The organism is Actinomadura fulvescens, assembly GCF_039533225.1.
Lineage (GTDB): Bacteria > Actinomycetota > Actinomycetes > Streptosporangiales > Streptosporangiaceae > Spirillospora > Spirillospora fulvescens.
The window spans coordinates 1-25,200 of the sequence record NZ_BAAATD010000011.1; the positions used below are offsets into that span (position 1 = coordinate 1).

A 25,200-nucleotide genomic window follows, 5' to 3' on the forward strand; every position below is an offset into this window, starting at 1 on the left:
AGCGGCGTCCAGGTGCGTGCATCGCGGGGGCGGAGGAGGGAGTCGGCCCGGGTTTGGCCGTCGACTGACGACAACTCCGCGAGGTGCGTGCCTGGGCGTCGCGTAGTAGGGCAGCTGACTTCGAGACGCGCCCTAGGGCGCCTGGCGCCCCGCCTCGTGCACGATGGCCGAGTCGTGGCCCTGGACGCCCAGCGCCGTGCCGTTGCGCTTCTGGCGCAGGATGAACGCCCCGGCGAGGACGGCGACCACCACCAGGATCACCGCGATCGTGACGATCACGACGGTCTTCGTACGCTCGCGCCGACGGCCCTGCGGGGGCTCGATCGGCTGCGACCACCGCGCGGGCTGTGCCTCCCAGGGCGCCGCCGCGCCCTGCGGGGGCGGGGGCGGCGCCCACTCCGTCTCCGCCAGCGTCCGCGCTTCCGGCTCAGGTGCCCGGTAGGGGGCGGGCCGCTGCTGCCCGGAATCGCGCTGCTGAGGCTCGGGCCTGTGCCACTGCCCGTCGTTGCCGTGTCCGCCCGGGTGTCCGCCCGGGTGTCCGCCCGGGTGTCCGCCTGGGTGTCCGCCTGGGTGCCCGCCCGGGTGCCCGCCGGGGCCTCCGTCCTCGCGGGTGACGGCCTCGATCTCGGTCGAGTCCAGCACCGTCTCCGCGGCGAGCTCCACCGGCGCCGCGAACCGGTGCGACGGTTCGTCCAGCACGGTCTCGTCGGCCGCCGGCGGCGCCACCGGCATCGTGGCGACCTCGGTCAGCAGCGGCAACGCCTGCGGGCCGGTCATCCGGTACCGCGGCTCGCGCGCGAGCAGTCCCTGCAGGACGCGCGACAGCGGACCGGCGTTGCGCGGCGGCGGCACCGGCTCGCTCAGCGCCGCGGCCAGGGAGGACATCGCGTCGGACCGTTCGTACGGCGAACGCCCCTCGACCGCCGCGTACAGCGTCGCCCCGAGCGCCCACAGGTCCGACGCGGGCACCGCCCGCTCGCCCTGCGCCCGTTCGGGCGGGATGTAGGCGGGCGAGCCCATCACCAGCCCGGTCTGGGTGAGCGTCGCGTCGCCCTCCACCTGCGCGATGCCGAAGTCGGTCAGCACGACACGCCCGGCATCGGTGATCAGCACGTTGCTCGGCTTGACGTCGCGGTGCAGGATGCCCTTCTCGTGCGCGTGCCGCAGCGCCGCCAGCATCTGCAGCCCGATCTCGGCCGCCCGCCGCGGCGTCAGCGGCCCCTCCTCGATGACGTCCTGCAGCGACCGTGCCCGGACCAGCTCCATCACGATCCAGGGCCGCTCGCCCTCCTCGACCACGTCGTGCACGGTGACGACGCCCGGATGGGTGAGCCGCGCCGACGCCCGTGCCTCCCGGAACGTGCGCTGGTACAGGACATCGCGCTCGGACGTGCTCAATCCCGGCGGGAGAACGACCTCCTTGACCGCGACCTCGCGGTCCAGCATGACGTCGTACGCACGCCACACCGTGCCCATCCCGCCGCGGCCCACCACCGCCTCCAGGCGGTAGCGGTTGCCGAGCAGATGACCCTCTCCCATGGCTAAACGGTCCTCCGCCGGTCTTCCAGGTCGCCCACCACCATGAATGGCGACCTTACCGACTCGATCTAACAGATCGGCATACGTCCCCCGAGGTCAGCGGCCCTGAGCATGCCGCGCGGACCGGCCGGGGTCAGTCGCCGGCCGGCTTGAAGTGCTCGTAGACCGGCTGCAGGTCGGCGATGGTCTTGTCCCAGTCCTTGTCCGGAGCGCAGATCAGGATGGCGTAGCCGTAGCCGTTCGCCACGAAGCCCCGGTTGAGGACGTGCATCTTGCCGCGGGAGGTCCGGTGGGTGAACTCCCAGTCGGCGGACTTGGCGCCCTTGTCGGTGTCGGGCACCGGCGGGTGGTCTCCCGTCTTCTCCATCCGCAGGCGCTCGTACCCGCTGAACCCGCTGCCGCCCCTCTCCTGGTTCTGCCAGTCGACCAGGGCGCTGGGGTTCGGGTCTTTGGTCTGCCCGATCTGGATGTAGCTGCGCCGGTCGGGCGAGTAGAAGAAGTCGCCTCCGGACTTGCGTTCGGGGGTCCTGCTCCAGTCGTCCGGGATGGCGATCTGGTAGCCGGTCCGGTCCTTGTAGGGGCGGAAGCCTTCCGGGACTCCGGCGTTGGGCTTGGGAGTCGCGGAGTTGGTGGGCGTCGTGGACGGAGCGGTCTGCTTGGGCGTGCCCTTGCTGGTCGACGGGGTGGTCCGGGGCTTGTCATCGCTGCCGGGCTGGGCGAGGGCGAAGCCGATGATGGTGATCAGGACGACCACGACGACGGCGGCGACGATCAGGGCGTTGCGGCTCAGGGGCAGCGCGAGATCGCGGGAGGGGCCCTGGGAGGGCCTGTTGGAGACCGGCTCGGTCACCGGAGGGAGGCCGGGTGGCTCGGCCTTGGCGGCGGGGGCCGGAGCGGGGGTGAGGCGGGTCCTGGCTTCGGGGAGCGGCCGCTCGACGGCGGTCCGCTCCGCCCTCTCGGCGGCCGTTTCCCCGGCCGTCCCCTCGGCCATGAGGTCTTCGAGGGAGACCTCCACGGCGAGGGTGCGCTGGGTGTCGACGGTCTCGCGGCGGACGATCTCGTCGAGCAGGGCGCCGGCCTCGATGGCGTCCATGCGCTGGTCGGGGTTCTTCTTGAGCAGGCCCTCGATCACGGGGGCCAGCGGTCCGGCGTTGGCGGAGGGGTCCGGGTCGTCGGAGATGATCGCGACGAGGGCGGCCATGGGCTCGGCGCGTTCGAAGGGGGACTTGCCCTCGACCATCGCGTAGAGGGTGACGCCCAGGGACCACAGGTCGGAGGCCGGGCCGGCGACGCGGCCGCGGGCGCGTTCGGGGGCGATGTAGGCGGGGGAACCCATGACCAGGCCGGTCTGCGTCAGCGTGGCGTCGCCCGAAGCGGTGGCGATGCCGAAGTCGGTCAGGACGGCGCGGTCACCCCGGGTGACGAGGACGTTGCTCGGCTTGACGTCGCGGTGCAGCACGCCGGCGTCGTGCGCGGCGTGCAGGGCCGCGAGCATCTGGCGGCCGATTTCGGCCGCGCGCCGGGGCGCCAGCGGCCCCTCCTGCTTGATGACCTGGTCCAGGGAACGGGCGTGGATGAGCTCCATGATGATCCACGGCCGGCCGTCCTCCTCGACCACGTCGTAGACGGTGACGACGCCGGGATGTCCCAGCCGTGCGGCCGTGCGGGCTTCACGAAAAGTGCGCTTGTATTGGACGCCGCGTTCCTCATCGGTGAGACCATGCGGCAGGATGACCTCCTTCACCGCAACGTCACGACCGAGGACCTCATCGTGAGCCTGCCAGACCGTGCCCATGCCACCGCGACCGACCTGGGTCACCAGGCGGTAACGGCGAGCGAGCAACCGCTCCCCGGTGGTGTCATTCGGCATATCCGCGACCATACCGACTTTTGCTGACAACTCTTGTACCCGGCCCGTGAGCCGAGTCCCCCCACTCTCTCACTACGACGCCCGTCGCGCCCCAGAGGTTCGCGGACACTGATGATCGACAGAAGCGTGATGCCCGTGACACCCGGTACAAATAAGAGACCTAGGCAGCATCGCGACGGGGGGATGATGGCGGAGACCGGCCTGCGCAACGGTTGGCAGCGCCTCATCGAGGCGGTGCCGACCGGTTTCTTCTGGTACACGCGGCTGTCGGGCATCCTGTCGCTGGTGTCGTGGATCTCCTACGGCCTGATCGTCGACCTGCTGGAGTTCTGGGCGCTGCGGTGGCTCAACTTCCTGTTCATCATGCCGAGCGTGCCGGTCGCGCTGATGTGGATCCTGCTCTCGATGGGCGTACGGCGGCGCAAGAAGGCCGCCTGGCGGATCCTCATGCTGATGTACGGCTTCTTCGCGGTCGTGAGCGCCCTCGGCGTGCTGACGAAGGTGCTGGGCGCCGGCGACGGGGATCCCGACCAGCCCAAGCTGGTGGCCCTGGTCATCACCGCGGTCCTGTACGCGTCCGTCGTGTCGCTGCTGGTCGCCGCGCGCGGGCAGTTCACCACCGTGCCCGACCGGGCCAACCGGCGCATGGCGGCGATCGTCTTCTCGCTGCTGCTGATCGTGACCGGTGGCGTGGGCACGATGCTCGTCACCCTCACCGACACCAACCCGAAGGGCGGCTTCTGGACGCATCCGCTCTACGTGCTGGCGCAGACCGTGCTCGGTCCCCGGGCGACCGGCGCGCCGATCTCCGTCTCCGTCCCGATGTGGGTCGACGGGAGCCTGTGGGTGCTGGGCACGGGCCTGCTGCTGATCACGCTCTGGGCGCTGTTCAAGCCGGGGAGCCGCGACGCGGTGCTCAGCCCGGAGGAGGAGATCCCGGCGCGGGCGCTGCTGGCCGAGTACGGCGACCAGGACTCGCTGGGCTATTTCGCGTTGCGGCGTGACAAGGACTTCATCACCGCACCCAACGGCAAGGCGGGCATCGCCTACCGGGTAGAGGGTTCGGTCTCGCTCGCAAGCGGTGACCCGCTGGGCGATCCCGAGTCCTGGGACAAGGCGATCGAGGCGTGGCTGGGCGAGTGCCGCAACCACGCGTGGATCCCCGGCGCGGTGAGCGTCAGCGAGCGCGGCGCCCACATCTACCGGCGGCACGGCTTCGACGCGCTGGAGCTGGGCGACGAGGCGATCATCGATCTGACCGACTTCAGCCTGGACGGCCGCGAGATGCGCCAGGTCCGCCAGGCGGTGCGGCGGGTCGAACGGGCCGGTTACACGGTACGGATCCGGCGGCACTCGCAGATCCCCGACTGGGAGATGGCCAAGCTGATCCGCAGCGCCGACGCCTGGCGCGGGGAGAACACCGAACGCGGGTTCTCCATGGCGCTGGGACGGCTGGGCGACCCGACCGACGGCCGCTGCGTGATGCTGGAGGCGTTCGACGCCGACGGCGAGCTGCGCGGCCTGCTCAGCTTCGTGCCGTGGGGCCGGTCGGGACTGTCGCTGGACCTCATGCGCCGCGACCGGTCGGCGGAGAACGGCCTCAACGAGTTCATGGTCGCCAAGCTGGCCGAGCGGGCGGCGACCGTCGGGGCCCAGCAGCTGTCGCTCAACTTCGCGATGCTCCGGTCGGCCTTCGAACGCGGCTCGCAGATCGGCGCCGGGCCGGTCGCCCGCGTCTACTACCGGATGCTGTCGTTCGCCTCGAAGTTCTGGCAGCTGGAGTCGCTCTACATCTCCAACTCCAAGTACAACCCCCACTGGTATCCGCGTTTCATCTGCTACATGCAGAGCCGCGACCTGGTGCGGCTCGGTCTGGCGTACGCGCGCGCCGAGGGCTTCGTGCCCTCGCTCAACCGGCCCAAGCTGGAGCGGGTGGCCAACGCCGCGCCGCCGGCCTCGCTCGTCTCCAAGATCAAGGAGATCGAGGAGACCGCCGACGCCGCCCGCGCGCCACAGCGCCGGCTGTCGGAGCAGGAGCGGGTCCGGCACGCCAAGCTGGCACGGATCCGCGAGGCGGGCATGGAGCCCTATCCGCTGGGTTTCCGGCGCACCGACCACGCCGCCGAGATCCGCCGGCGGTTCGCCGGCCTGGCGCCCGATACCCGGACCGGCACGACGGCGGCGATCGCCGGGCGGGTGGTGCTGGCCCGCCAGCACGGCAAGCTGATCTTCGTGACGCTGCGCGACGAGACCGCCGACCTGCAGGTCATGCTGACGCAGGAAGCTCTCGGCGCCGAGTCCCTCCGATCGTGGAAGTCACTGATCGACCTCGGCGACCAGGTCGGCGTGCGCGGCGAGGTCGTCACCTCCAGGCACGGCGAGCTGTCGCTCCTGGCCGCCGACTGGCAGCTGACCGCCAAGTGCCTGCGCCCCCTGCCCAACAAGCGCAGCGGACTGTCCGACCCCGAGGCCAAGGTCCGGCAGCGGTACGTCGACTTCATCGTCAACGACGACTCGCGCAGGATGCTGCGGATGCGCGGCGACGCCGTCGCGGCCGTCCGCGACTGCCTGCGCGACCGCGGCTACCTCGAGGTCGAGACCCCGATGTTGCAGCCGATCCACGGCGGCGCGACGGCCCGCCCGTTCACCACGCGGATCAACGCCTACAACATGCAGCTCTACCTGCGGATCGCGCCGGAGCTCTACCTCAAGCGGCTGCTGGTCGGCGGCGTCGGCAAGGTCTTCGAGCTCAACCGCAACTTCCGGAACGAGGGCGTCTCGCACAAGCACAACCCGGAGTTCACGATGCTGGAGGCGTACGAGCCGTACGGCGACTACGACACCATGGCCGAGCTCACCCGGAGCCTCGTCGTGGCGGCGGCCAAGGCGGCGCTCGGCACGACCGTGGTGGTGCGCGACGGCGTGGAGTACGACCTGGCCGAGCCGTGGCAGGAGATCACCGTCTACGGCTCGGTGTCCGCCGCCCTCGGCGAGGAGATCACGACCGACACGCCCCTGCCGGCCGTCCATCGCATGGCCGAGAAGGCCGGGTTCACCTTCGACTCCGACTGGGGGCAGGGCAAGGTCGTCCAGGAGCTCTTCGAGGCCCTGGTCGAGGAGGAGCTCAAGGCGCCGACGTTCGTCCGCGACTACCCGGCCGAGACCTCGCCCCTCACCCGGCCGCACCGCGACGACCCCCGCCTCGCGGAGAAGTGGGACCTCATCGTCTTCGGGCTCGAACTGGGCACCGCCTACTCCGAGCTCATCGACCCCATCCTGCAGCGCAGGCGGCTCACCGAGCAGTCCCTCCAGGCGGCCGGCGGCGATCCGGAGGCGATGGAGCTCGACGAGGACTTCCTGCGGGCGCTCGAATACGCCATGCCGCCCGCGGGCGGCATGGGCATGGGCATCGACCGGCTTCTGATCACGCTCACGGGGCGCAGCATCCGCGAGACGATCCCGTTCCCGCTGGTCCGTCCGGGTTCCTGACGCGTCAGAGACGCCGCGGCGACGGACGGAGGCCGTAGGCGGCCAGCCACAGCCTGGCCCTGCCGCGCTCCCGTTCCTCGCGAACGAAAAGCGCGTCCGGCGACGCGTCGGTGGGAACGCCGGGAGCGGCGGGCTCGGGCGACAGCGTCAGCCAGCGCTCACGGTCGTCGCCGGGCTCCTCGCAGAGCAGCTCGCCGAACGCCTCGTCCGCCGGCACGACGTCGCCGAGCGCCAGATCGAGGACGAACGGGCCGTCACCGAGCCGTCCGTACAGCGCACCCGCGAGCTCACCGAGATCGATCGGCACCGGCGCGAGCCGTTCGCCTTCGCCGGCGCCGTCTCCCAGTGCCTGGACCAGCTGCTCCGCGAGCTCACGGTCACCCGCCTCGCCGCGCGCGTCCAGCGCCTGCAGGCACTTCTCGGCGAGCGGCCGCGCCTCCGGGACGGTCTGGCCGAGTGCGGCCACGAGAACGTCGCCCGCGTACTGCAAGACCGGCTCCAGCGGCCGGACGCGCAACAGCTCGACCCCGGCCGCGCCACGCCCCAGGCTCGCCGCGCCGCGCAGCGCCTCCCGTGCTCCCTCGTCCCAGTCGGTCACGAGTCCTTTGTACAGAACCCGGGTGACGGGTGATGAGGTGTGCGGAAATTCACCGGTCCGGGCGCTTGTCCTCGACGTGGACGACGGTGAGAGCGTGCCCGTCCTGGTCGCGCTTGGACCTGCCGAGCAGCCCGATCACCACGTCCTCCGGCGCCTCGACCTCCTCGGGCGAGACGTAGTTGAGCACGTCGTTGTGGTGGCCGTACACGACCCAGCCGGGGTCGACCTCCAGGTCGATGGTGCCGAAGTCGGCGGCCGGGCTCCCGGCCTCGACCGGCCCGTACTCCCGCAGGATCTCGGTGGCCTGCGCGGCCAGGTCGTCCTCCGGCTCCATGAGGATCACGCACGTGCCGTTCTCGAACATCACCCACGACTTCTCGTCGCCCACGATGACACGCCGCCACACGTCGACCATCTCGATCGTCTCCACGGGACGGATCATGCCTCATGCCTCCGACATCCGGCATCCCCATTTTGATCCGCCCTGATCCGGCCTGACCGATTCGCCTAGGGCGTGTCTCGAAGTCGGCGCCCGTAGTAGGGCAGCTGGCTTTGAGACGCGCCCTAGCCCGGCGCTGACTCGCGGTAGGCCTCGACCGCGTACCTCAGCCGCGCTCCCACGAGGAGGTCCTCGTCCTCGGGGCAGCCGAGCAGCTCGCGGGCCCGTTCGAGCAGGGCCTCGTCGGTCAGGCCCGGCTCCTCCTCGGCGATCTGGCGCACGATCTGGACCAGCTCCGGCCGCTTGTACGCGACGATCGACCGGCCTCGCGCCACGGTGACCGGCCCGGCGGGCGGCTCCGGGTCCGCCTCGGACGGCGGGGCGGGGGCGGCCTGCAGCGCCCCGGGCACCGGCGGGACGAAGCGCGTCAGAAGGATCTCGAACAGCGGCGCCGTCGGCGTGACCAGGTCGCGCAGGTCCTCCGGAAGGAGATCGGCGGGCACCTCGTCGTCCGGCGCGGGCAGCGGGTCACCGCTCTGACCGACCAGGATCACGCGCGGCGCGGGCCAGAGGAGGAAGAGCGCCTCGGCGCCCGCGTCGTGCTCGCCGTCGATGATGACGACGTCGAACGAGTCGGGCTCGACCGAGACGAGGCCGGGGATCTGCCAGAGCGGAGCGATCCAGGCGGGGACGGCGGGCGCGGCCGGGTCGAACCGCTCCAGGCAGGCCTCCCACGCCTGCGCCCCGGCGAGCGCGTCCGTGAGTCCCTCCAGCTGCGCCTCGGCCTCCGCGAGCGCGGCACGCAGGCGGGTCTCGGCGGCCGAACACGGCAGCTCGGCGAGACGCGACGAGGCGTACGCCCATGCCCACGCCTGCTCCCAGCGCCGTACGGCCGGCGCCCCTGCGAGCAGGCCCGCGAGTTCGGGGTGGGCCGCGCGAAGCCGCTCGTACAGCCCCTCGCAGCGGACCTGGAGCGCGCGTTCGTGCCGTACCTCGGCCAGCGCCGCCAGCGCGTTCGCGTACGCGGCGGCGTCGCGGTCGTCGATGGCGGTCACCGCGGCGACCAGCTCGGGCGGCGCGCCGTCGGGAAGGTTGCCGATCGAGTCGCGGAGCGCCGTCAGGTCGGCGGTGGCGCGGTTGACCCGAAGGCCGAGCAGCGCGTTCTCCAGCGCGACCAGATAGCCGTGCCACTGGAACGGGTGGGTGACCTGGACGCCCATGCCGGCGAGCAGCCCGCACGACTCCTCGATCGCGGGCAGCACCTCCCTGACGACGGTGAGGCGGTCGTGGGCGCGGGCGAAGAACTCGACCCGTTCCTCCGTCGACGCCTCGGGGAACGTCGCGCCGACCGCCTCCCACACGTAACGCAGCTCCTGGCACGACATGCGGATCATCAGGTGGACGAAGACGACGTCCAGCAGTTCCGGCGTGGTCGGCGGCAGGCCGTCGACCCTGGCGCCCTGCAGGAGCGGCTCCGCCTGCCGCTGCGCGGCGGACCGCAGCGGGCCGCGTTTGAGCATGCCGCCGTCGGCGAGGTGGTTGCGCAGTTCCTGCGCGGCGGCCGCGAGCCGCCGCAGATCCGGCTCGCCGGGCGGCAGGCGGACGTCGCGGCCGGCGATCGACGCGAGCGCGTGCCGCGCCCACTCGGCCTGGGGCGCCATCTCGGCGACGCGCGCCCAGACCGTCGGGCGGCGGTTGCTCAGCGCGTCGGCGAACGCGCGGGCTGCCGGGTCGGCCGGGTCCCAGTCGCGCGGATGGCCCGTGAGCCCCAGCCGTTCGAGGGCGCGGGTCACGGTGGCGGCGCATCCGTCGAGCCGGGCGAGGAAGGTGACGTCGCACTGGCGCAACCGCTGCGACAGCTCGGTCTGCGAACGCTCCGCCCGCGCGGCGGCCGCGGCCTCCGCCTCGATCAGGGTCCGGACGTACGCGGCGCTCGGCAGCGAGCCGGGATCGACGTCCCGCTGGATGGTGCGGGCGCGCCGCCGGGGCGTCTCCTCGCCCAGCAGCCGCTGGAGTTCGGCGGCCTGGGCCGCGTTGATCGGGGGCTTTTCCGGCATCCCCGCCAGCGGCGGCAGCCAGGAGTGTTCGGGGGCCTCGGCCGCCAGCCGCCGTTCCAGCTCGGCGCGGGCACCCCGGTAGCCCGGCGCGAGGTCGACCACGTCGGTCGCCTCGGTCAGCGCCAGCCGTTCGCGCAGCTCGGTCACGGTACGGTCGGCGGCGGCGCCGCGTTCGGCGAGGCTGTCCTCCCAGGCCCGGTGGCGGTGCGCGTCGTGCGCGATCCTCCGTGACCTCAGCCGCTCGACGACCTCGGCGTCGTCGGTCGTCGCGCACAGCATCCCGATCTCGGCGGGCAGCGCCGCGTGCAGCCGGTCGGCCTCGGGACTCGCGACGAGCACGCGACGCCCGCGCGTCAGCAGCCCGGTGAGCAGGTCGGCCGCCGAACGCGGCGTGCGTTCGGCGACGTGCAGGATGCGGGCGTTCGGCCCGGGCGCGAGCAGGCGGGCGATCCCGGCGGGCACGCGCGCGCCCGGCCGCGACAGCCAGGCCAGCAGCGCCTCGTAGTGGTCGGCCAGCCCGCCGCGGTCGGGTGGCCGCACGACGATCGCGGGTGCCAGGCGCAGCTGCGGGATGGGCGCCGCGCCCTGTCCCGGCACCCAGTCCTCACGGAAGACGGCCGCGACGTCGCTGGCGCTGAAGGCGACCGTGCACCACTTGCGGAGCACGTCGGAGACCGAGGCGCGCAGCCCGAAGCCCTGCCCGGCCTGCACCGCGTCCCACACCCAGTCGGTGCGCGCGGGCCGGAAGCCGGGCACTCCCCCGAGCAGCTCGCGATCGCGCAGCGCCGTGTGCCCGGCGAGGACGACGTCCACCCGTTCGGTCCGCTCGTCCACCACGATGCGCACGGGCGTGGTCAGCAGGTGGTCGCGGACACCCGGTCCTTCGCCCGGCTGCCACGTCAGCAGGCCGGTGGCGAGCACGACCTCCTGCCCCTGCGCGGCCAGGTCGCGCAACGTCCGGTACCAGTGCCGCAGGCCCAGCCAGCCGTCGAACTCCTCGATCACGGCGGGCGGCGACAGCGGGATCACCGGGATGCTGAACAGCACCTCGCCCGGTCCCGCCTCGGCCTCGACGTAGACGTCCCCCGGCAGCTCCGAAAGCCAGTGGACCTGCCCGTACGCGTCGACATCGCGCGCCACCCCGCGCCGTGCCCGGGACAGCTCACGCAGGTACCGCAGCAGGCCGACCGCCTCGTGCATGCTCCCGTCGTCCTCGCGGGTCGGCTCCGCCCCGCCGTGGAGATCTACCTGCGCCTCACGCGGCTCCCGGACGCGGTCGCGCGGCGCCCGCACGGTGTCGCGTGGCGGTGTGCCGGACGCTTCGTCCTCGACGGGCTCGACCGGCTCCACGTACGTCTCGGGCGCGTCGTACGACCGGCCGCCCTCACCCGGGCGCGGCCGTCCCGCTCCGGCCCCCCTGTAGAACGGCCTGGAGACGGCCGGGGGCGGCTGCGGGCGCTGTCGCGGAGCCCCGGGCGTTCCGGGCGTCCCGGGCATCCCGGACGACCCGGGTGGCGGCCACGGCAGGTCGCGGTGACGCCGCCCGCCCCCCGGCCGGGAGGGCGGCCCGGGAGGCTCGCGGAGCGGGCCCTGGTCCGGCACGGTGACACCTCTCGCCCGAAGCGAACTCTGTGCCCCGATCTAACACCCCGCAATGCCCTACTCCAAGAGGCTTCGTGGTCCTTTGATCAGTAGGACGTACGGGCGCGGTACTTGTCCTCACTGGGCAACATGACCCAGAGGACGAGGTAGACCACGAACTGCGGGCCCGGCAGGACGCAGGACAGCAACGCGAGCGCGCGGACGGCCCAGGCGCTCATCCCGAACCGCCGTGCCAGGCCCGCGCAGACCCCGCCGATCATCCGGCCGTGGCGCGGACGGTAAAGGCCGTTCATGTCGTTCTCCCCGCTTCAGATTGATCCGTATGTACCCGCTGAGCTGCGGCTACGTGTTCCACACTACGAATCGGAAAGGCGGGCCTGGATCGGCCGAACGGCTTGTTCTACCCCCATACTCCGGGATTAGGGGATTCCCCTTAGGGGGCCACCAGGGCGGGAAGCGCGGTCAGGTCGTCCAGTACGAAACGGCACCGCGCGAGGGCCTCGTCGTCCTCCTGGATGTGTCCCCACGGGCCGCGCCGGAGAAAGGCCACCTGCATCCCGAACGCGAGGGCCGGGCGCACGTCGTTGTCGATGCGGTCTCCCACATATAGAACACGTTCTGGTAGCAGGTCGGCCAACTGCGCGCAGCGTTCGAAGAACTCCTGGGCGGGCTTCTCGACGCCCCAGATCTCGGAGATCCCGATGACGTCGGCGTCGAGGCGGAGGGCCGCGAGCTGCTCGGCCGCCTCGGCGGGCTGGTTGCCCGCGATGCCCACGTAGACGCCCCGGGCGTGCAGGCGGGCCAGGCAGTCACGCGCGTCGGGGTAGAGGTCGGCGGCCCCGAAGCCGTTGGGAACGCCCGCCTCGGCCCGCTTCTTCTCCTCGACGGCCAGGTCGAAGCCCGGCCGGAAGTACTCGAAGAGGTCCATGTGCGTGCCGCCGGTGGCGAGGACGGCGCCGAGCTTGGTCAGGAACGTGTGCCGGGGCACGCCGAGCCAGTCGGCCCAGCGGCCGTAGATCTCACCCTCGTTGACGAGGGTCTCACCGATGTCGAAGAAGACGGCCTCGATCTTCACTCGGCGACCGGCCCGGCGCCCAGCTCGACGGAGTCGCCCGGCGTGAGGCGGCGGAAGTCCTTGCCGGCCTCCTTGGCCGCGTTGCCGACGTGGGTCTGCATCACCATCAGGCCGTTGTCGTTGAGCAGCCCGTCGTGGATGACGAAGGCACGTTCGGGGTGGACGGCGCGCGCGTACTCGTACAGCTCCGGGACCTTCATCCAGGGCGCGTTGCCGGGCAGGCAGAGCGTCGGAACGGGCTCGGACGGGACGGTGAGCGCGTCTCCGGGATGGAAGACCTCGCCGTCCACCAGGAAGCCCACGTTGGGGATCGGCGGGATGTCCGGGTGGAGGATCTCGTGGTCCTCGCCGTACACGTGGATCTCGAAGCCGGCGGCCGTCACGGCGTCGCCGTGCCCGACCTGGTGCACGCGGCTTCCGAGGTCGGCCAGGTTCTCGGCCACGACGCGCGAGGTCCACACCTCCAGCATCGGGTCGTCGGCCATCGCCTTGCGGAGCGCGTCGGGGTTGAAGTGGTCGAAGTGCTCGTGGGTGATCAGTACCGCGTCGGCGCCGGTGAGGGAGGTGGACTCGCTGAACGCACCCGGGTCGATGACGAGGGTCCGGTCGTCCTTCTCCAGCCGTACGCACGAGTGTCCGAACTTGGTGAGGCGCATTGACCGATTTTTTCATGCCGCCGAGTGGGCCTTCCACCGCCCGTATCGGAGCGACGGCATTGACCGCCCCGCGCCCGGTTGATAGAACACGTTTCAGTTTCTGTCTTGGAGGCGGCGATGCCCGTTCCCGACCAGCGCGACCCCGAACTGACCCGGCGGGTCCTGACGCAGTGGCTGGACCGGCATCTGCCCGGGGTCCGCATTCCCATGATCGAGACGCCGAAGACCAGCGGGTTCTCCAGCGAGACCCTGCTGTTCGACGCGTCCTGGACCGAGGACGGCGCGCAGCGGCACGAACCGTTCGTCGTGCGCGTGGCGCCCCTGCACTACCAGATCTTCCCCGAGCCGCGGTTCGCGGAGCAGTACCGCCTGATGCGGGTGCTCGACGAGCGGACGGACATCCCGGTACCGCCCATCCGGTGGTACGAACCGTCGGCGGAGCCGCTCGGCGCCCCGTTCTTCGTGATGGGCCGCGTCGAGGGCGACGTGCCGACCGACATGCCGCCGTACCACCAGGACGGCTGGGTCACCGAGGTCGCGCCCGAGGAGCGCGCGGCGATGTGGTGGTCACCGCTGGAGATCATGGCGACGCTGCACCGGCTGGACGTGGACGCGCTGGATCTGGGGTTCCTGGACCAGCCCGCCTGGGGCGCCACGGGCCTCGACCAGCGCCTCAACTACTACGAGCACTACCTGCACTGGGCCTACGACGGGCCGCAGGAGACGGCGCTCCGGGCGCTGGAGTGGCTGCGCGCCAACCGGGTCGACGAACCCGACCCGCCCGCCGTGCTGTGGGGCGACGCCCGGATCGGCAACATCATCTTCCGCAAGGGCGAGCCCCGCGCGGTCCTGGACTGGGAGACCGCGATGCTGGGCGCCCCCGAAGAGGACCTGGCCTGGTACATGTTCCTGGACCGGCACCATTCGGAGGGGATCGGCGTGCCGCGGCTGGTGGGCTTCCCCTCCTACGAGGACACGGTGACCCGCTACGAGACGCTGCTCGGCCGTCCAATGCGGCACCTGGACTACTACGAGGTGCTCTCGGGCTTCAAGTTCTCGGTCATCATGGCCCGCATCGGGCAGGCGATGATCGACTTCGGGTGGATCGAGCGCGACCACGACTTCCCCTACGACAACAACTGCACGCGGCTCCTGGCGCGCATCCTCGGAGGACTCCAGTGACGCTCTCCCCGCTCGACGACTACCCGATCCACCAGGCACCGGAGGTCATGCGGCACGTCACGACCTCCGACCGCAACTTCTACGACCGCTACTACTTCAACGTGCACGGCTGCTCCGACGAGCTGATGCTGATCATCGGCGTCGGGCAGTACCCGAACCTCGGCGTCGCCGACGCGTTCGCGGTCGTGCGGCGCGGTCCGGCGCACAAGGTCGTCCGGGCGTCGCGCGAGCTCGGGCTCGACCGGATGGACACCAGTGTCGGCCCGTTCCACGTCGAGGTGATCGAGGGCCTCAAGAGGCTGCGCGTCGTCCTGGACGACAACGAGCACGGCCTCGCGTTCGACCTCACCTGGGAGGGCACGATCCCGGCGCAGCTCGAACCGCGCCACTACCTGCGCTGGCAGGAACGGCTCACCTTCAACACCCAGCGGCTCGCCCAGACCGGCCGCTGGAGCGGCACCATCGTCGTGGACGGCGAGCGCGTCGATGTCACCCCCGACCGCTGGTGGGGGTCGCGGGACCGGTCGTGGGGCGTCCGTCCCGTCGGCGAGCCGGAGCCCCCGGGCATCCAGGTCAAGAACGCGGGCACGTTCTACTGGCTCTACACGCCGATCCAGTTCGCCGACCACACGATCCTCGGCATGATCCAGGAGGACGAGAAGGGGCGCCGGCTCATGGAGGAGGCCGTCCGCGTCTGGCCGGACGAGGCGCGCGACCCCGAGTACCTCGGCCGCATGGAGTACGCCCCCGTCTACGCGGAGGGCACGCGGGACGTGGTCACCGCGACGCTGGCGTTCAACCCGCCGGGCGGCAAGCCGTTCGAGATCCGGGCGACTCCGATCCTGCCCGTGCACCTGATGGTCGGCACCGGATACGGGCTGGAGTCCGACTGGAAGCACGGCATGTACCAGGGGCCGGAGCTGAAGGTGCAGGGTGTCTCCTACGACACCCGCAAGGAGGAGGACGCCGCGCGCATGTGGGGCCTGGTCGACGCCGTCGCGCGCTATGAGTACGCCGACGGCGCGGCTCCGACGGCTTCCGGGACCGGCCACGGCCTCTTCGAGTACTGGGCGCTCGGGCCGCACCCCAGCTTCCCCGAGTGAATCAGCGGGCGGCGAGCACGATGGCGAGGACGGCCAGCCCGAAGGCCACGGTGGTCAGCACGAGGAATGCGACGACGACCGCGCAAGCCAGGCCCTTGGGCTGGTCTCGCCAGGTCCCGTAACGGTCGCGCACCTGCTGGTCGAGCTCCTCACGCGTCGGCCCGCCGTCCGCCGGGTCGTCGGCATGCGGCGAAGTCACGCGGCCCAGTCTCGCAGACGACGCCGGGGCGTAGCCGCCCTTCCCGGTGACTGAACGTGGCGGGGCGCCGGCCCCACTGGACCGGCGCCCTCCGCGAAGCCTGTGGGGCGGGTCAGGCGGACGTCCCTTCGGCGATCGTGAAGGCCACGTCACCCTGCGGATCGACGGCCGCGTCGAGGGTCTTGTCGTCGAGGAGTTCGGCGACGCCCGACTCCAGGTAGACCCGGGCGCCCTCCTCCTCGACGACCTGGTCGCCCGCCTCGGGCGCCGGAGCGACCGAGAGCTGCAGCGCGTCGGACCCGTCGATCCCGGGCTCGATGCGGATGCCGGTCTCCGGCGGCATCTCGGGGTTGGCGGTCACGGTACGTATCACCTGAACGGCACCGCTGGTCAGCGTGAGCACGATCAGCTCCTCTGGAAATTCGCAGGTCGGGCGGTTGACCTGGCCCACCCTCCCCGCGAATCCCAGCCGTAAACCGCCGAGATGGAAGTGATCAGGCGTCCGGGGCGAGCGCGCGCACCGCCTCGACCGGCGACAGGCCGCCGCCGGGCACGACCGCGAGCACCGGCGTGGTGAGCCCGTTCGCCACGTACTCCCGGACGCGGGCGCGGCAGGCCTCGGGCGGGCCGTGCACGATCAGGTCGTCGACGACCTCGTCCGGGATGACTTCGAGCGCCTTCTTGCGGTCGCCCGCCGCCCAGGCGTCGTTCATCGCCTTGAGCGCCTCGCCGCGGCCCAGCCACTCGTGGAACGCCTTGTAGACCGGCACCGTCATGTACGCGGCGATCATCCAGCGGCCGATCGCGCGGGCCTCGTCGGCGTTCCCGGTCGGGCACACGAACAGGCGCGCGATCAGCTCCGGCTCCTCGCCGAGCTCGGCGCGGACGGTCCGGACGTCCTTGGGCGCCAGCCAGTTGGTGATCGCGCCGTCGGCCTCACGGGCGGCCAGCCGCAACATGCCGGGACGCAGCGCGGCCAGCACGATCGGCGGCGGGGTGTCCGGTGCCTTCTCCAGCTTGAAGCCCTTGACGGCGAAGGTGTCGTACTCCTCCTTCACCTTCTCCCCGCTGAGCACGCGGCGCAGGAAGCGCAGCGTGTCACGGGTGCGCTTGTAGGGCTCCTCGAACGGGATGCCGTTCCAGCGCTGGACGATGGTGTCGGACGAGGTGCCGATGCCCAGCACGAAACGGCCGGGCGCGAGGTCGGCGAGCGTGGCGGCCTGCTGCGCCAGCAACGCCGGACCGCGCGTGTAGACCGGCACGATGGCGGTGCCGAGGCGCGTTTCCGCCGCCCACTGCGAGGCGAGGGCGAGCGGGGTGAACGCGTCGGTGCCATTGGTCTCGGCGGACCACGCGTCGGTGTAGCCCAGGGCGGGCAGCGAGGCGACGATCTCCTGGTGCTCGGCCAGCGAGAGGCCGGTGAGCGGAACGGTGAGTCCCCAGCGCGACATGTGTCAGATCACCTCAGGCGATGGAGGGGCGGATGAGCGCGCCGCCGTCGACGACCATGGTCTGCCCGGTCATCCAGGAGGCGGTGTCGCCGGCCAGGAACACCGCGGCGTTGGCGATGTCCTCGGGCTCGCCGATGCGGCCGAGCGGCATGTACTTGCTGATCGCCTCCTCGTTGTTCTCCCACAGCGCGCGGGCGAGGGCGGTCTTGACCAGGCCGGGCGCGATGCAGTTGACGCGCACCTTCGGCGCGAGCTCCATGGCGAACTGCCGGGACAGGTGGATGACCGCGGCCTTGGTGGCGTTGTAGTAGCCGATGCCGTGCTCGGTCACCATGCCGCCGACCGACGCGATGTTGATGATCGAGCCGCCGCGCTCCTGCATGGACTTCTTCCAGGCCAGCTGGGTCCACTGGACGACCGCGAACTGGTTGACCTGGACGGTCTTCTCGGCGGCGGCGGGCTCGATGTCGACCATGTGGCCGAAGTGCGGGCTGGTCCCGGCGTTGTTGATCAGCACGTCCACGCCGCCGAACTCGGCGATCGCGGCGTCGAAGCAGGCGGCCGCCTGGTCGGCGTCGCCCACGTGGGCGGCCTTGGCCAGCACGCCGACCTGCGGATGGGCGGCCCGGATCTCCTTGGCCACCTCGTCGAGCGACTCCTGCCTGCGCGAGGACAGCACGACGTTCGCGCCCTCACCTGCCAGGGCGGTCGCGATCGCCTTGCCGATGCCGCGGGAGGCACCCGTGACCAGGGCCGTCTTTCCCTGCAGTCCAGTCCGCATTCGCACTCCTCGTGTCGCACCGAAGGCCGCCTCGCAGCCCCACCAGAATCCGGCTCGGTTTCACTGTACCGAAGTGACTGACGAGTCAGTTAGCTCAGGGGGCCGAAACGGGCCTCCTTGATTTGAGCGGTCGCTTGGTTGGTAAGCTGCCCCGGTGAGCACCATGAAGGAACGGCGCCCCGCCGTCGACGGCTGGTTCACGACCGACGCGGGGGACGTCCGGCTGCTGGGCACGCGCTGCGCGAGCTGCGGTACCCCCTACTTCCCCCGAAACGAGCTGGCCTGCCGCAACCCCGGCTGCACCGGCCCCAAGGACGGCTCCGAGCTGACGGAGTACGCGCTGTCCAACCGCGGCACGATCTGGTCGTACGCGGACGCCCGCTACCAGCCGCCGCCCCCGTACGTCTCACCCGCCCCCTTCGTGCCGTACACCATCGCCGCCGTGGAGCTCGCCGAGGAACGCATCGTCGTGCTCGGGCAGACGGTCCCGGGCGTCGGCGTGGACGACCTGGAGGTCGGCATGGAGGTCGAGCTGACCACCGGCACGCTGTTCGAGGACGACGAGGCCGAATACACGGTGTGGATGTGGAGGCCCTGTGGCTGACCAGATCGCCGTCCTGGGCGCCGGGATGCATCCCTGGGGCAAGTGGGGGCGCAACTTCGTCGAGTACGGGCTGGCGGCCGCTCGCGCCGCGCTCGCCGACGCTGGCCTGGCGTGGCCTGACATCCAGTACGTCGCCGGAGCCGACACCATCCGCAACGGCTACCCGGGGTTCATCGCGGGCGCGACCTTCGCCCAGGCCCTCGGCTGGTCCGGCGCCCGCGTCTCCAGCTGCTACGCCGCCTGCGCGTCAGGCGCGCAGGCCATCGACAACGCACGCGCCAGGATCCTGGCGGGACTGTGCGACGTCGCCCTCGTCGTGGGCGCCGACGCCGCGCCCAAGGGGTTCTTCAAGCCGGTCGGCGGCGACCGGCCCGATGATCCCGACTGGCTGCGCTTCCGGCTCCTCGGCGCCACCAACCCGATCTACTTCGCCCTCTACGCCCGCCGCCGGATGGCCCTGCACGGCGCGACGCTGGACGACTTCGCCGCGGTCAAGGTGAAGAACGCGCGGCACGGGCTGGCCAACCCCAACGCCCGCTACCGCAAGGAGGTCACGGCGGAGGACGTGGCCGGGTCGGCCGTGGTCGCCGACCCGCTGCGGCTGCTGGACATCTGCGCGACCAGCGACGGCGGCGCCGCCCTGGTGCTCTCGTCGATGGACTTCGCACGCCGGCACGCGGGCGGCGACCCGGTGCGCCTCGCGGCGTTGTCCACGGTGACGCCGACGTTCCCCAAGACCCTGCTCGACCTGCCTGACTTCGCCACCGACTCCGCGATGACGGTTCCCGAGCCGGACCGGCCGTTCCGCTCCGCGCTCGCGCACGCCGCGTACGAGGAGGCGGGCATCGGACCCGGGGACCTCTCCTTGGCCGAGGTGTACGACCTGTCCACGGCCCTTGAGCTGGACTGGTACGAGGACATCGGCCTGTGCGACGTCGGCGGGGCCGAGGAGCTGCTCCGTTCCGGCGCCACGGCGCTGGGCGGACGGGTCCCGGTCAATCCCTCGGGCGGCCTCGCCTCGTTCGGGGAGGCGATCCCCGCGCAGGCCATCGCCCAGGTCTGCGAGCTGACCTGGCAGCTGCGCGGGCAGGCCGAAGGCCGTCAGGTCGAGGACGCCCGGGCCGGCATCGCCGTCAACCAGGGCCTGTTCGGCCACGGCTCGGCGATCATCACCGTTCGCTGACGCCGTTGTCCTTGCCGGTGTCCTTGCCGGCACCGTAGGCGACCAGCAGGGCCCACCCGATCAACGGAGCCTGCACCGGCAGGCGGCCGTAGACGACGGCGCGCAGCGGGAGCGGGCGGTGGCGCCAGTCGCGCGCCATCTTCACGTTCGCCGGGAAGACCGCGGCGAAGAGCGCCGCCGCCGCGAGCGCGCCCTTACGGCGCGTCCTCGGGCAGGCGATGGCCGCCGCGACGGCCAGCTCGGCCGCGCCGCTGAGGTGGGTCCACGTCCGCGCCCTGCCCGGCAGCCGCTCGGGAACGATCGCGTCATAGGGCCACGGCACCAGGAAGTGGCTCGTCCCGGCACTGGCCATGAACGCGGCGAGCCGGCGGGCCGCGCGTGACGAATCAGACATGCGCCGAGTCTGGCAGAACCTGACGATCACCGTGGGCCGGCGGTATATTTGCTTTTGTACTGACCGGTCAGTTCAAAGGAGGCGGCGGCGATGGCGGCGCGGGTCGAAACGCGGGGACTCTCGCTCCGCGGGCCACGGGGATGGGTCTTCCGTGAGATGTCGCTGACCGTTCCGGCCGGGGGGCTGGCGGCGGTGAGCGGGATCGCGGGCACCGGGCGCACGGCCCTGCTGCTGACCCTGGGCGGCCGGATGAGGGCCACCGAGGGCAGCGGCACGGTCGGCGGCCGGCGGCTCGGGCGCGACGTCCAGCGGGTCGCCGCCCTGGGCGTGATCGCCGGGGTCACCGAGCTCGACGCCTCGCTGACGGTACGGGAGCACGTCAGCGAGGCCCTCGACCTGCATGAAGGGATCTTCGGCAGGTGGCGGGGACGCGACGCGCGCATCAGGGCGGCGCTCGGCCGGGCCGGGCTCGACGTCGACCCCGGCACGCTCGCCCAGGAGCTCGCCCCTGACGAAGCCCAGCTGCTCGGCGCGGCGCTCGCCCTGGCCGGCGGGCCCGGCCTGCTGCTCCTCGACGACGTGGACGAGGGCCTGCCCGCCGAGCGGCAACGCGGGCTGTGGCGGCGGCTGCGCACGATCGCCGATTCCGGCGTGACCGTCGTCGCGACGTGCCACGACCCCGCCCCGGCCCAGGACGTCGCCCAGATCATCGAAGTGGAGCCCTCCCGATGAGACTTCCCGCGCTGACGTCGGGCGCCCTGGAGCTGCGGCGCTTCGGGCGCAACCGGCTGACCCGGGTCGCGGTGGCCGGGCTGGTGCTGCTGCCCCTGCTCTACGCGGGCCTTTACCTGTGGTCGTTCTGGGACCCGTACGCCCGTCTCTCGCACGTTCCGGTCGCGCTCGTCGTCGACGACAAGCCGGTGACGGCGAACGGCAAGACGGTCCACGCGGGAGCGGACCTGGCCGACGAGCTCAGGAAGCGCAAGGTCTTCGACTGGCACACGGTCGGACAGGACGCGGCGGACGACGGCGTGCGGTCCGGCAAGTACTACCTTGCGCTCACCATCCCGTCCGACTTCAGCTCGCGGATCGCGTCCCCGAGCCGATCCGGAGCTCCCCAGGCGGCGGCTCTGCGGCTGCGGCTGAACGACGCCAACAACTACGTGGTCGGGACGCTCGCGCAGGCGGCGTTCAAGGAGGTCAGCACGGCGGCCGGAAGCGACGCGGTGCGCGGTTACCTCGACCAGATCTTCGTCTCGTTCGGCAAGCTGCACGGTGAGCTCGGCAAGGCCGCGAACGGCGCGGGACAGCTCGCGGACGGCTCCGGCAAGGCCCACGACGGCGCCGGCAAGCTGGCGGGCGGGCTCGGCAAGGCCCACTCGGCCGGCGAGCAGCTGACCTCTGGACTCGGCACGCTGCACGACGGCACCGGGCAGCTGGCGGACGGCAGCAGGCAGGTGTCCGACGGCATGAGCCAGTTGACGGCGGCGGTCGACAGGGCCGCGGAGGCGGTGGTGCCGCTGCTGCGCGAGAACGCCCCGCAGATCCGTTCGGCCGCCTTGCTGGTGGCGAAGGGAGCGGACCGACTGGCGGACGCCGCCGGAACGCTTCCCGCCCGTTCCAGCGAAGCCGTGCGCGACGCGGAGAAGGCACGGGCCGAGCTCGACCGCCATCTCGCCGCCCACCCGGAGATCCCGGCGGACGTCCGGCACAGGCTGACCCGGGCCGCCGAGCAGGTCGTGTCGGTGGCGCGCCAGGTCGACAGGTACGTCCAGGCGCACACCGCCGACCTCAGGAAGCTCGCGGCCGACGCCCGCGAGGCCGAGCGGCTGGCACGCGAGGTCGCCGCGAACGCGCCCACCCTCGCCGACAGGATCGAGGCGGCGCGGAGGAACGTGGACCGCCTGAACGGCGGCGCACGCCAGGTCGCCTCCGGTGCCGCCCGCATCGACGCGGGCACCGGCAAGGCGTTCACCGGGACGTCCGAGCTGACCAGCGGACTCGGGCGGCTGTCGGAGGGCGCCGTCACCCTCGACACCGCGCTGCTGCAGATCTCCGAAGGCAGCGGCGAGCTCGCGCGGGGGCTCAAGGACGGCGCGAAGCGGGTGCCGTCGTACGGCGAGGACGAACGCGGCGACCGCGCCGAAATAATGAGCAGCCCGGTCCGGTTGGCCAGCGCCACCGACAACAAGGCGCCCAACTACGGCACCGGCTTCGCCCCGTTCTTCGTGCCGCTCGCGCTGTGGGTCGGCGGGATGGTCATCTACATGATGCTGCGGCCGCTCAACCCGCGGGCCCTCGCCGGTACCGCGCCAGGCTGGCGTGTCGCCCTGGCCGGCTGGCTGCCCGCCGCCGCGATCGGGGTCGCGCAGGCCGGGGTCGTGCTCGCGGTCCTGCGCTTCGGCCTGGGCCTGGAGGCCGAGCACTGGGCCGGGCTGATCGCGTTCCTGGCGCTGGCGTCGGCCGCGTTCCTGGCCGTGATCCAGTGGGTGAACGCGCGCTTCGGGCCGGTCGGGCGCGTCCTCGCGCTCGCCCTGCTGATGGTGCAGCTGACGTCCGCCGCGGGTACGTACCCGATCGAGACGAGCCCCGGCTTCTTCCAGGCGGTCCAGCCCTTCCTGCCCATGCCGTGGGTGGTCTCCGCGGTCCGTCACCTGATCGGCGGCGGCGACCTGACGGCGGTGTGGCAGGGTGGTGCGGTGCTGGTGGCGTTCCTGGCGGGCGGGCTCGCGCTCACGGCGCTGGCCGCCCGGCACAACCGCGTGTGGACGATCGAGCGGCTCCACCCCGTACTGAGACTGTGAGGCCCATGAGCAGGACGGCGACCCGCGAACGGCTGTTCGCGGCGGCGATCGAGCTGATCGCCGCGCAGGGCTTCACCGCCACCACCGTCGACCAGATCGCCGAACGGGCGGGCGTCGCCAAGGGCACGGTCTACTACAACTTCGGGAGCAAGGCCGCGCTGTTCACGGCACTGCTCGACTACGGCATCGAGCGGCTGTCGACCACGCTGCGCGAGGCGGCCGAGGGCCGCAAGCCGCTGGACGCCCTGGAGGCGGTCGTCGGCGCCGAGCTGGCGTTCATCGGCGAGCACGAGTCGTTCGCCCGGCTGCTGATCGCCGAGGCGTGGCGGTCGGGCGGCGGCGACTGGCGGCACGCCGCGCGGCTCATCCGCGAGCAGGCGATCGGCGTGGTCGCCGAGGTGCTGCGCGCCGCCGTCACCGCCGGCGAGCTGCGCGAGGACCTCGACGTCGGCATCGCCGCCTCCGCGGTCTTCGGCATGGTCATCACCGTCGCGCTCGACTGGCGCACGCTCCAGCCGGAGCGCCCGCTCGACGACGTCCACGCCACGCTGATGGATCTCCTGCGCGGGCGCCTGGCGGGCTGAGGTCCCGCTAGCGGGGACGGAAGACGCCGCCGACGAGCTTCTGGTTGTACGGCACCTCTCCCACACAGCGGTACACGCGGTCGCCCCGTTCGAACTGGCTCTGGGAGGGCGGGATTATCGCCACGTCCCATTTCCACGACCGGTACTTGGCCGCCCGGCCCTGGAACGACCGCAGCAGGACGTTCCTGGAGCAGACCTTCCGCACGGTCGGGTTCCGTCCCAGCAGGTCCCGGTCGCCGGTCTCGCCGTCGGACGGCATGAGCGCGATCGCGAAGACCTGGCGGCCGTGCGGTTCCTTGCAGTCGACCCTGCTCATCGACAGGATCCAGCCGTTCACCCAGACACCGCCGCTCCAGCACTCCGCGGTCCGCGTGCAGCGGGCGCGGGCACCGGGCACGAGCGCGGCCGGGCAGTTGGCGGTCACGGTCTCCACGCCGTAGAGCTTCTTGTCGGCGGCCGCCGTGTTGGCGTTGCCGGTTCCGGTTCCGGTACCGCTGCCGGTGCCCTTGCCGGGCGTGGTCCCGCCTCCCGTGCCGTTCCCCGTGGCGCCCGGATTGTTCGGATTGGAGCCCGTACCCGAGCCGGAGTCCGGCGCGAAGGCGATGAGCGCGCCCGCGCCGAGGATGCCCGCTCCCACCAGCGCCGCCGCTCCGAGTACGAGGCCCTGCGACAGTCCCCGCGCCTGCGCCCCGGATGGCGCGGGATCGGACACCGGCTCGGTGGTGTGCCCGCCGAGCTCGGGAGGAGGTGCCAGGACGGTGCGCAGCGGCGTCTGCGACTGCAGGTCGGCGGCGGCCAGCGCGTCCCGGAGCGCCTCGGCGGTGGGGATGCGGGCGTTCCGGTCGAACGCCATGGCCCGCCGGAGGACGTCGGTCAGCGCGGTGGGCACGCCGGGCAGGTCGGGTACGGGCCGCTGCTGCGCCGCCATCAGCGCCGCGATGCTCAGCTGCCGGTCGGGCGGGAAGTGCGGCGGCCGGCCGGACAGCAGCGCGAACAACGAGGCCGCGAGGGAGTAGACGTCGCCCGCCGGGCCGGGCTCGTCCATCCGGAACGCCTCGGGCGGCGCGTACGCGGGCGTCAGCGCCTCGCGGGTGGCCGAGGACTCCATGCCGGGCGTGGGCATGCTGGCCAGCCCGAAGTCGGCGAGCCCGGGGTTGCCGTACTGGTCGACCAGGATGTTGGCGGGTTTGACGTCGCGGTGCAGCACCCCGGCGGCGTGGGCGGCGGCCAGTGCGTCGGCGATGTTCACCCCGATGTCGCGTACCTCGGCCGGCTGGAAGGGACCGCGGTCCTGGAGACGGTCGTTCAGCGAGCCGCCTGGGCACAGCTCCAGGACCATGTACGGCCGCCCGTCCGCGAGCACGCCCGCGTCGTACACCGCGACGACGTGCGGGTGACCGGACAGCCGCCCGGCCGCGGTGACCTCCCGCATGAAGCGGCGCCGGTCCCGCTCGGACGTGAGCGGACGGCTGTCGATCTTCAGTGCCACCTCGCGCCGCACGGAGAGCTGGCGGGCACGGTAGACGGTGCCGAACCCGCCCGTGCCCAGCGTCTCGACGAGCTCGTAGCCGGGGATGTTCATGATGCCGT

Annotated in this window: 22 protein-coding genes; 8 read left to right on the forward strand and 14 right to left on the reverse strand. The window is 72.1% G+C overall.

From position 1 onward, the window contains the following. Positions 1-132: 132 nt before the first annotated feature. Entirely contained in the window at positions 133-1,539 is a 1,407-nt protein-coding gene (locus tag ABD333_RS33765) for a serine/threonine-protein kinase (protein ID WP_344546612.1), read from the reverse strand. A 133-nt stretch (positions 1,540-1,672) separates the two neighbouring features. After that, positions 1,673-3,409 carry a serine/threonine-protein kinase gene (locus tag ABD333_RS33770; protein ID WP_344546613.1) on the reverse strand — a complete coding sequence of 579 codons (1,737 nt, stop codon included), beginning with the start codon at positions 3,407-3,409 and terminating at the stop codon, positions 1,673-1,675. Positions 3,410-3,595: 186 nt separating this feature from the next. Between ABD333_RS33770 and lysX the strand changes: the two genes are divergently transcribed. After that, positions 3,596-6,898, forward strand: coding sequence for a bifunctional lysylphosphatidylglycerol synthetase/lysine--tRNA ligase LysX (gene lysX / locus ABD333_RS33775; protein WP_410555794.1), 3,303 nt, complete (start codon positions 3,596-3,598; stop codon positions 6,896-6,898). A 4-nt stretch (positions 6,899-6,902) separates the two neighbouring features. Here the strand turns inward: lysX and ABD333_RS33780 are convergent, their stop codons facing one another. From ABD333_RS33780 to ABD333_RS33805, 6 genes are all read right to left on the reverse strand, one after another. Then, positions 6,903-7,496 (reverse strand): hypothetical protein, encoded by a 594-nt coding sequence (locus ABD333_RS33780; RefSeq protein ID WP_344546615.1) that lies wholly within the window; start codon positions 7,494-7,496, stop codon positions 6,903-6,905. A gap of 49 nt (positions 7,497-7,545) precedes the next feature. Continuing rightward, positions 7,546-7,926 (reverse strand): hypothetical protein, encoded by a 381-nt coding sequence (locus ABD333_RS33785; RefSeq protein ID WP_344546616.1) that lies wholly within the window; start codon positions 7,924-7,926, stop codon positions 7,546-7,548. 134 nt (positions 7,927-8,060) lie between these two features. Next, positions 8,061-11,594 carry a hypothetical protein gene (locus ABD333_RS33790; RefSeq protein ID WP_344546617.1) on the reverse strand — a complete coding sequence of 1,178 codons (3,534 nt, stop codon included), beginning with the start codon at positions 11,592-11,594 and terminating at the stop codon, positions 8,061-8,063. Positions 11,595-11,680: 86 nt separating this feature from the next. Further along, positions 11,681-11,887: a PspC domain-containing protein gene (locus ABD333_RS33795; protein ID WP_344546618.1), complete on the reverse strand. Its 207-nt coding sequence runs from the start codon at positions 11,885-11,887 to the stop codon at positions 11,681-11,683. A gap of 140 nt (positions 11,888-12,027) precedes the next feature. Continuing rightward, a complete protein-coding gene (locus tag ABD333_RS33800) occupies positions 12,028-12,669 on the reverse strand; it encodes an HAD family hydrolase (RefSeq protein WP_344546619.1) in 642 nt (213 codons plus the stop codon). Then, positions 12,666-13,325 carry an MBL fold metallo-hydrolase gene (locus ABD333_RS33805; protein WP_344546620.1) on the reverse strand — a complete coding sequence of 220 codons (660 nt, stop codon included), beginning with the start codon at positions 13,323-13,325 and terminating at the stop codon, positions 12,666-12,668. The genes ABD333_RS33800 and ABD333_RS33805 overlap by 4 nt, the downstream gene beginning before the upstream one ends. A 117-nt stretch (positions 13,326-13,442) precedes the next feature. Here ABD333_RS33805 and ABD333_RS33810 point away from each other — a divergent pair, with 117 nt between their 5' ends. Next, positions 13,443-14,507 carry a phosphotransferase family protein gene (locus ABD333_RS33810; RefSeq protein WP_344546621.1) on the forward strand — a complete coding sequence of 355 codons (1,065 nt, stop codon included), beginning with the start codon at positions 13,443-13,445 and terminating at the stop codon, positions 14,505-14,507. Then, complete coding sequence (locus ABD333_RS33815) at positions 14,504-15,610, forward strand: Rv3169 family protein (protein ID WP_344546622.1); 1,107 nt, start codon at positions 14,504-14,506, stop codon at positions 15,608-15,610. Before ABD333_RS33810 ends, ABD333_RS33815 begins: the two co-directional genes overlap by 4 nt. Before the next feature lies 1 nt (position 15,611). On the opposite strand, the gene ABD333_RS33820 is transcribed toward ABD333_RS33815, so the two are convergent. The 4 genes from ABD333_RS33820 to ABD333_RS33835 form a co-directional block, all read right to left on the reverse strand. Next, positions 15,612-15,809 carry a hypothetical protein gene (locus ABD333_RS33820; RefSeq protein ID WP_344546623.1) on the reverse strand — a complete coding sequence of 66 codons (198 nt, stop codon included), beginning with the start codon at positions 15,807-15,809 and terminating at the stop codon, positions 15,612-15,614. A gap of 112 nt (positions 15,810-15,921) precedes the next feature. Continuing rightward, positions 15,922-16,212 carry a Fe-S cluster assembly protein HesB gene (locus ABD333_RS33825; protein ID WP_344546624.1) on the reverse strand — a complete coding sequence of 97 codons (291 nt, stop codon included), beginning with the start codon at positions 16,210-16,212 and terminating at the stop codon, positions 15,922-15,924. Positions 16,213-16,303: 91 nt separating this feature from the next. Then, positions 16,304-17,260, reverse strand: coding sequence for an LLM class F420-dependent oxidoreductase (locus ABD333_RS33830; RefSeq protein WP_344546625.1), 957 nt, complete (start codon positions 17,258-17,260; stop codon positions 16,304-16,306). 13 nt (positions 17,261-17,273) lie between these two features. Continuing rightward, positions 17,274-18,041: an SDR family oxidoreductase gene (locus tag ABD333_RS33835; protein WP_344546626.1), complete on the reverse strand. Its 768-nt coding sequence runs from the start codon at positions 18,039-18,041 to the stop codon at positions 17,274-17,276. Positions 18,042-18,204: 163 nt separating this feature from the next. On the opposite strand from ABD333_RS33835, the gene ABD333_RS33840 reads away from it, so the two are divergent. Then, entirely contained in the window at positions 18,205-18,645 is a 441-nt protein-coding gene (locus ABD333_RS33840) for a Zn-ribbon domain-containing OB-fold protein (protein WP_344546890.1), read from the forward strand. A gap of 25 nt (positions 18,646-18,670) precedes the next feature. Beyond that, on the forward strand, positions 18,671-19,828 hold the full coding sequence (locus ABD333_RS33845; protein WP_344546891.1) for a lipid-transfer protein: 1,158 nt from the start codon (positions 18,671-18,673) through the stop codon (positions 19,826-19,828). Here ABD333_RS33845 and ABD333_RS33850 read toward each other — a convergent pair. Further along, positions 19,815-20,222, reverse strand: a complete 408-nt coding sequence (locus tag ABD333_RS33850) for a DoxX family protein (protein ID WP_344546627.1) — start codon at positions 20,220-20,222, stop codon at positions 19,815-19,817. The genes ABD333_RS33845 and ABD333_RS33850 overlap by 14 nt on opposite strands. Positions 20,223-20,312: 90 nt before the next feature. On the opposite strand from ABD333_RS33850, the gene ABD333_RS33855 reads away from it, so the two are divergent. Genes ABD333_RS33855 through ABD333_RS33865 form a run of 3 tightly spaced genes read left to right on the forward strand, consistent with a single transcriptional unit; the run spans position 20,313 to position 23,610 of the window. Then, positions 20,313-20,954, forward strand: coding sequence for an ATP-binding cassette domain-containing protein (locus tag ABD333_RS33855; RefSeq protein WP_344546628.1), 642 nt, complete (start codon positions 20,313-20,315; stop codon positions 20,952-20,954). Further along, positions 20,951-23,026, forward strand: a complete 2,076-nt coding sequence (locus ABD333_RS33860; RefSeq protein ID WP_344546629.1) for a YhgE/Pip family protein — start codon at positions 20,951-20,953, stop codon at positions 23,024-23,026. Before ABD333_RS33855 ends, ABD333_RS33860 begins: the two co-directional genes overlap by 4 nt. A 5-nt stretch (positions 23,027-23,031) precedes the next feature. Then, positions 23,032-23,610, forward strand: coding sequence for a TetR/AcrR family transcriptional regulator (locus ABD333_RS33865; RefSeq protein WP_344546630.1), 579 nt, complete (start codon positions 23,032-23,034; stop codon positions 23,608-23,610). Positions 23,611-23,617: 7 nt separating this feature from the next. Here ABD333_RS33865 and ABD333_RS33870 read toward each other — a convergent pair whose 3' ends face one another. Next, positions 23,618-25,192 (reverse strand): serine/threonine-protein kinase, encoded by a 1,575-nt coding sequence (locus tag ABD333_RS33870; RefSeq protein ID WP_344546631.1) that lies wholly within the window; start codon positions 25,190-25,192, stop codon positions 23,618-23,620. Positions 25,193-25,200: the final 8 nt, after the last annotated feature.

Coding starts and splice junctions, on each gene's coding strand:
- ABD333_RS33835 (WP_344546626.1), bottom strand. CDS start 18,041: ATGCGGACTGGACTGCAGGGAAAGACGGCCCTGGTCACGGGTGCCTCC.
- lysX (WP_410555794.1), top strand. CDS start 3,596: ATGGCGGAGACCGGCCTGCGCAACGGTTGGCAGCGCCTCATCGAGGCG.
- ABD333_RS33870 (WP_344546631.1), bottom strand. CDS start 25,192: ATGAACATCCCCGGCTACGAGCTCGTCGAGACGCTGGGCACGGGCGGG.
- ABD333_RS33805 (WP_344546620.1), bottom strand. CDS start 13,325: ATGCGCCTCACCAAGTTCGGACACTCGTGCGTACGGCTGGAGAAGGAC.
- ABD333_RS33810 (WP_344546621.1), top strand. CDS start 13,443: ATGCCCGTTCCCGACCAGCGCGACCCCGAACTGACCCGGCGGGTCCTG.
- ABD333_RS33795 (WP_344546618.1), bottom strand. CDS start 11,887: ATGAACGGCCTTTACCGTCCGCGCCACGGCCGGATGATCGGCGGGGTC.
- ABD333_RS33765 (WP_344546612.1), bottom strand. CDS start 1,539: ATGGGAGAGGGTCATCTGCTCGGCAACCGCTACCGCCTGGAGGCGGTG.
- ABD333_RS33770 (WP_344546613.1), bottom strand. CDS start 3,409: ATGCCGAATGACACCACCGGGGAGCGGTTGCTCGCTCGCCGTTACCGC.
- ABD333_RS33865 (WP_344546630.1), top strand. CDS start 23,032: ATGAGCAGGACGGCGACCCGCGAACGGCTGTTCGCGGCGGCGATCGAG.
- ABD333_RS33840 (WP_344546890.1), top strand. CDS start 18,205: ATGAAGGAACGGCGCCCCGCCGTCGACGGCTGGTTCACGACCGACGCG.
- ABD333_RS33845 (WP_344546891.1), top strand. CDS start 18,671: ATGCATCCCTGGGGCAAGTGGGGGCGCAACTTCGTCGAGTACGGGCTG.
- ABD333_RS33830 (WP_344546625.1), bottom strand. CDS start 17,260: ATGTCGCGCTGGGGACTCACCGTTCCGCTCACCGGCCTCTCGCTGGCC.
- ABD333_RS33855 (WP_344546628.1), top strand. CDS start 20,313: ATGGCGGCGCGGGTCGAAACGCGGGGACTCTCGCTCCGCGGGCCACGG.
- ABD333_RS33860 (WP_344546629.1), top strand. CDS start 20,951: ATGAGACTTCCCGCGCTGACGTCGGGCGCCCTGGAGCTGCGGCGCTTC.
- ABD333_RS33850 (WP_344546627.1), bottom strand. CDS start 20,222: ATGTCTGATTCGTCACGCGCGGCCCGCCGGCTCGCCGCGTTCATGGCC.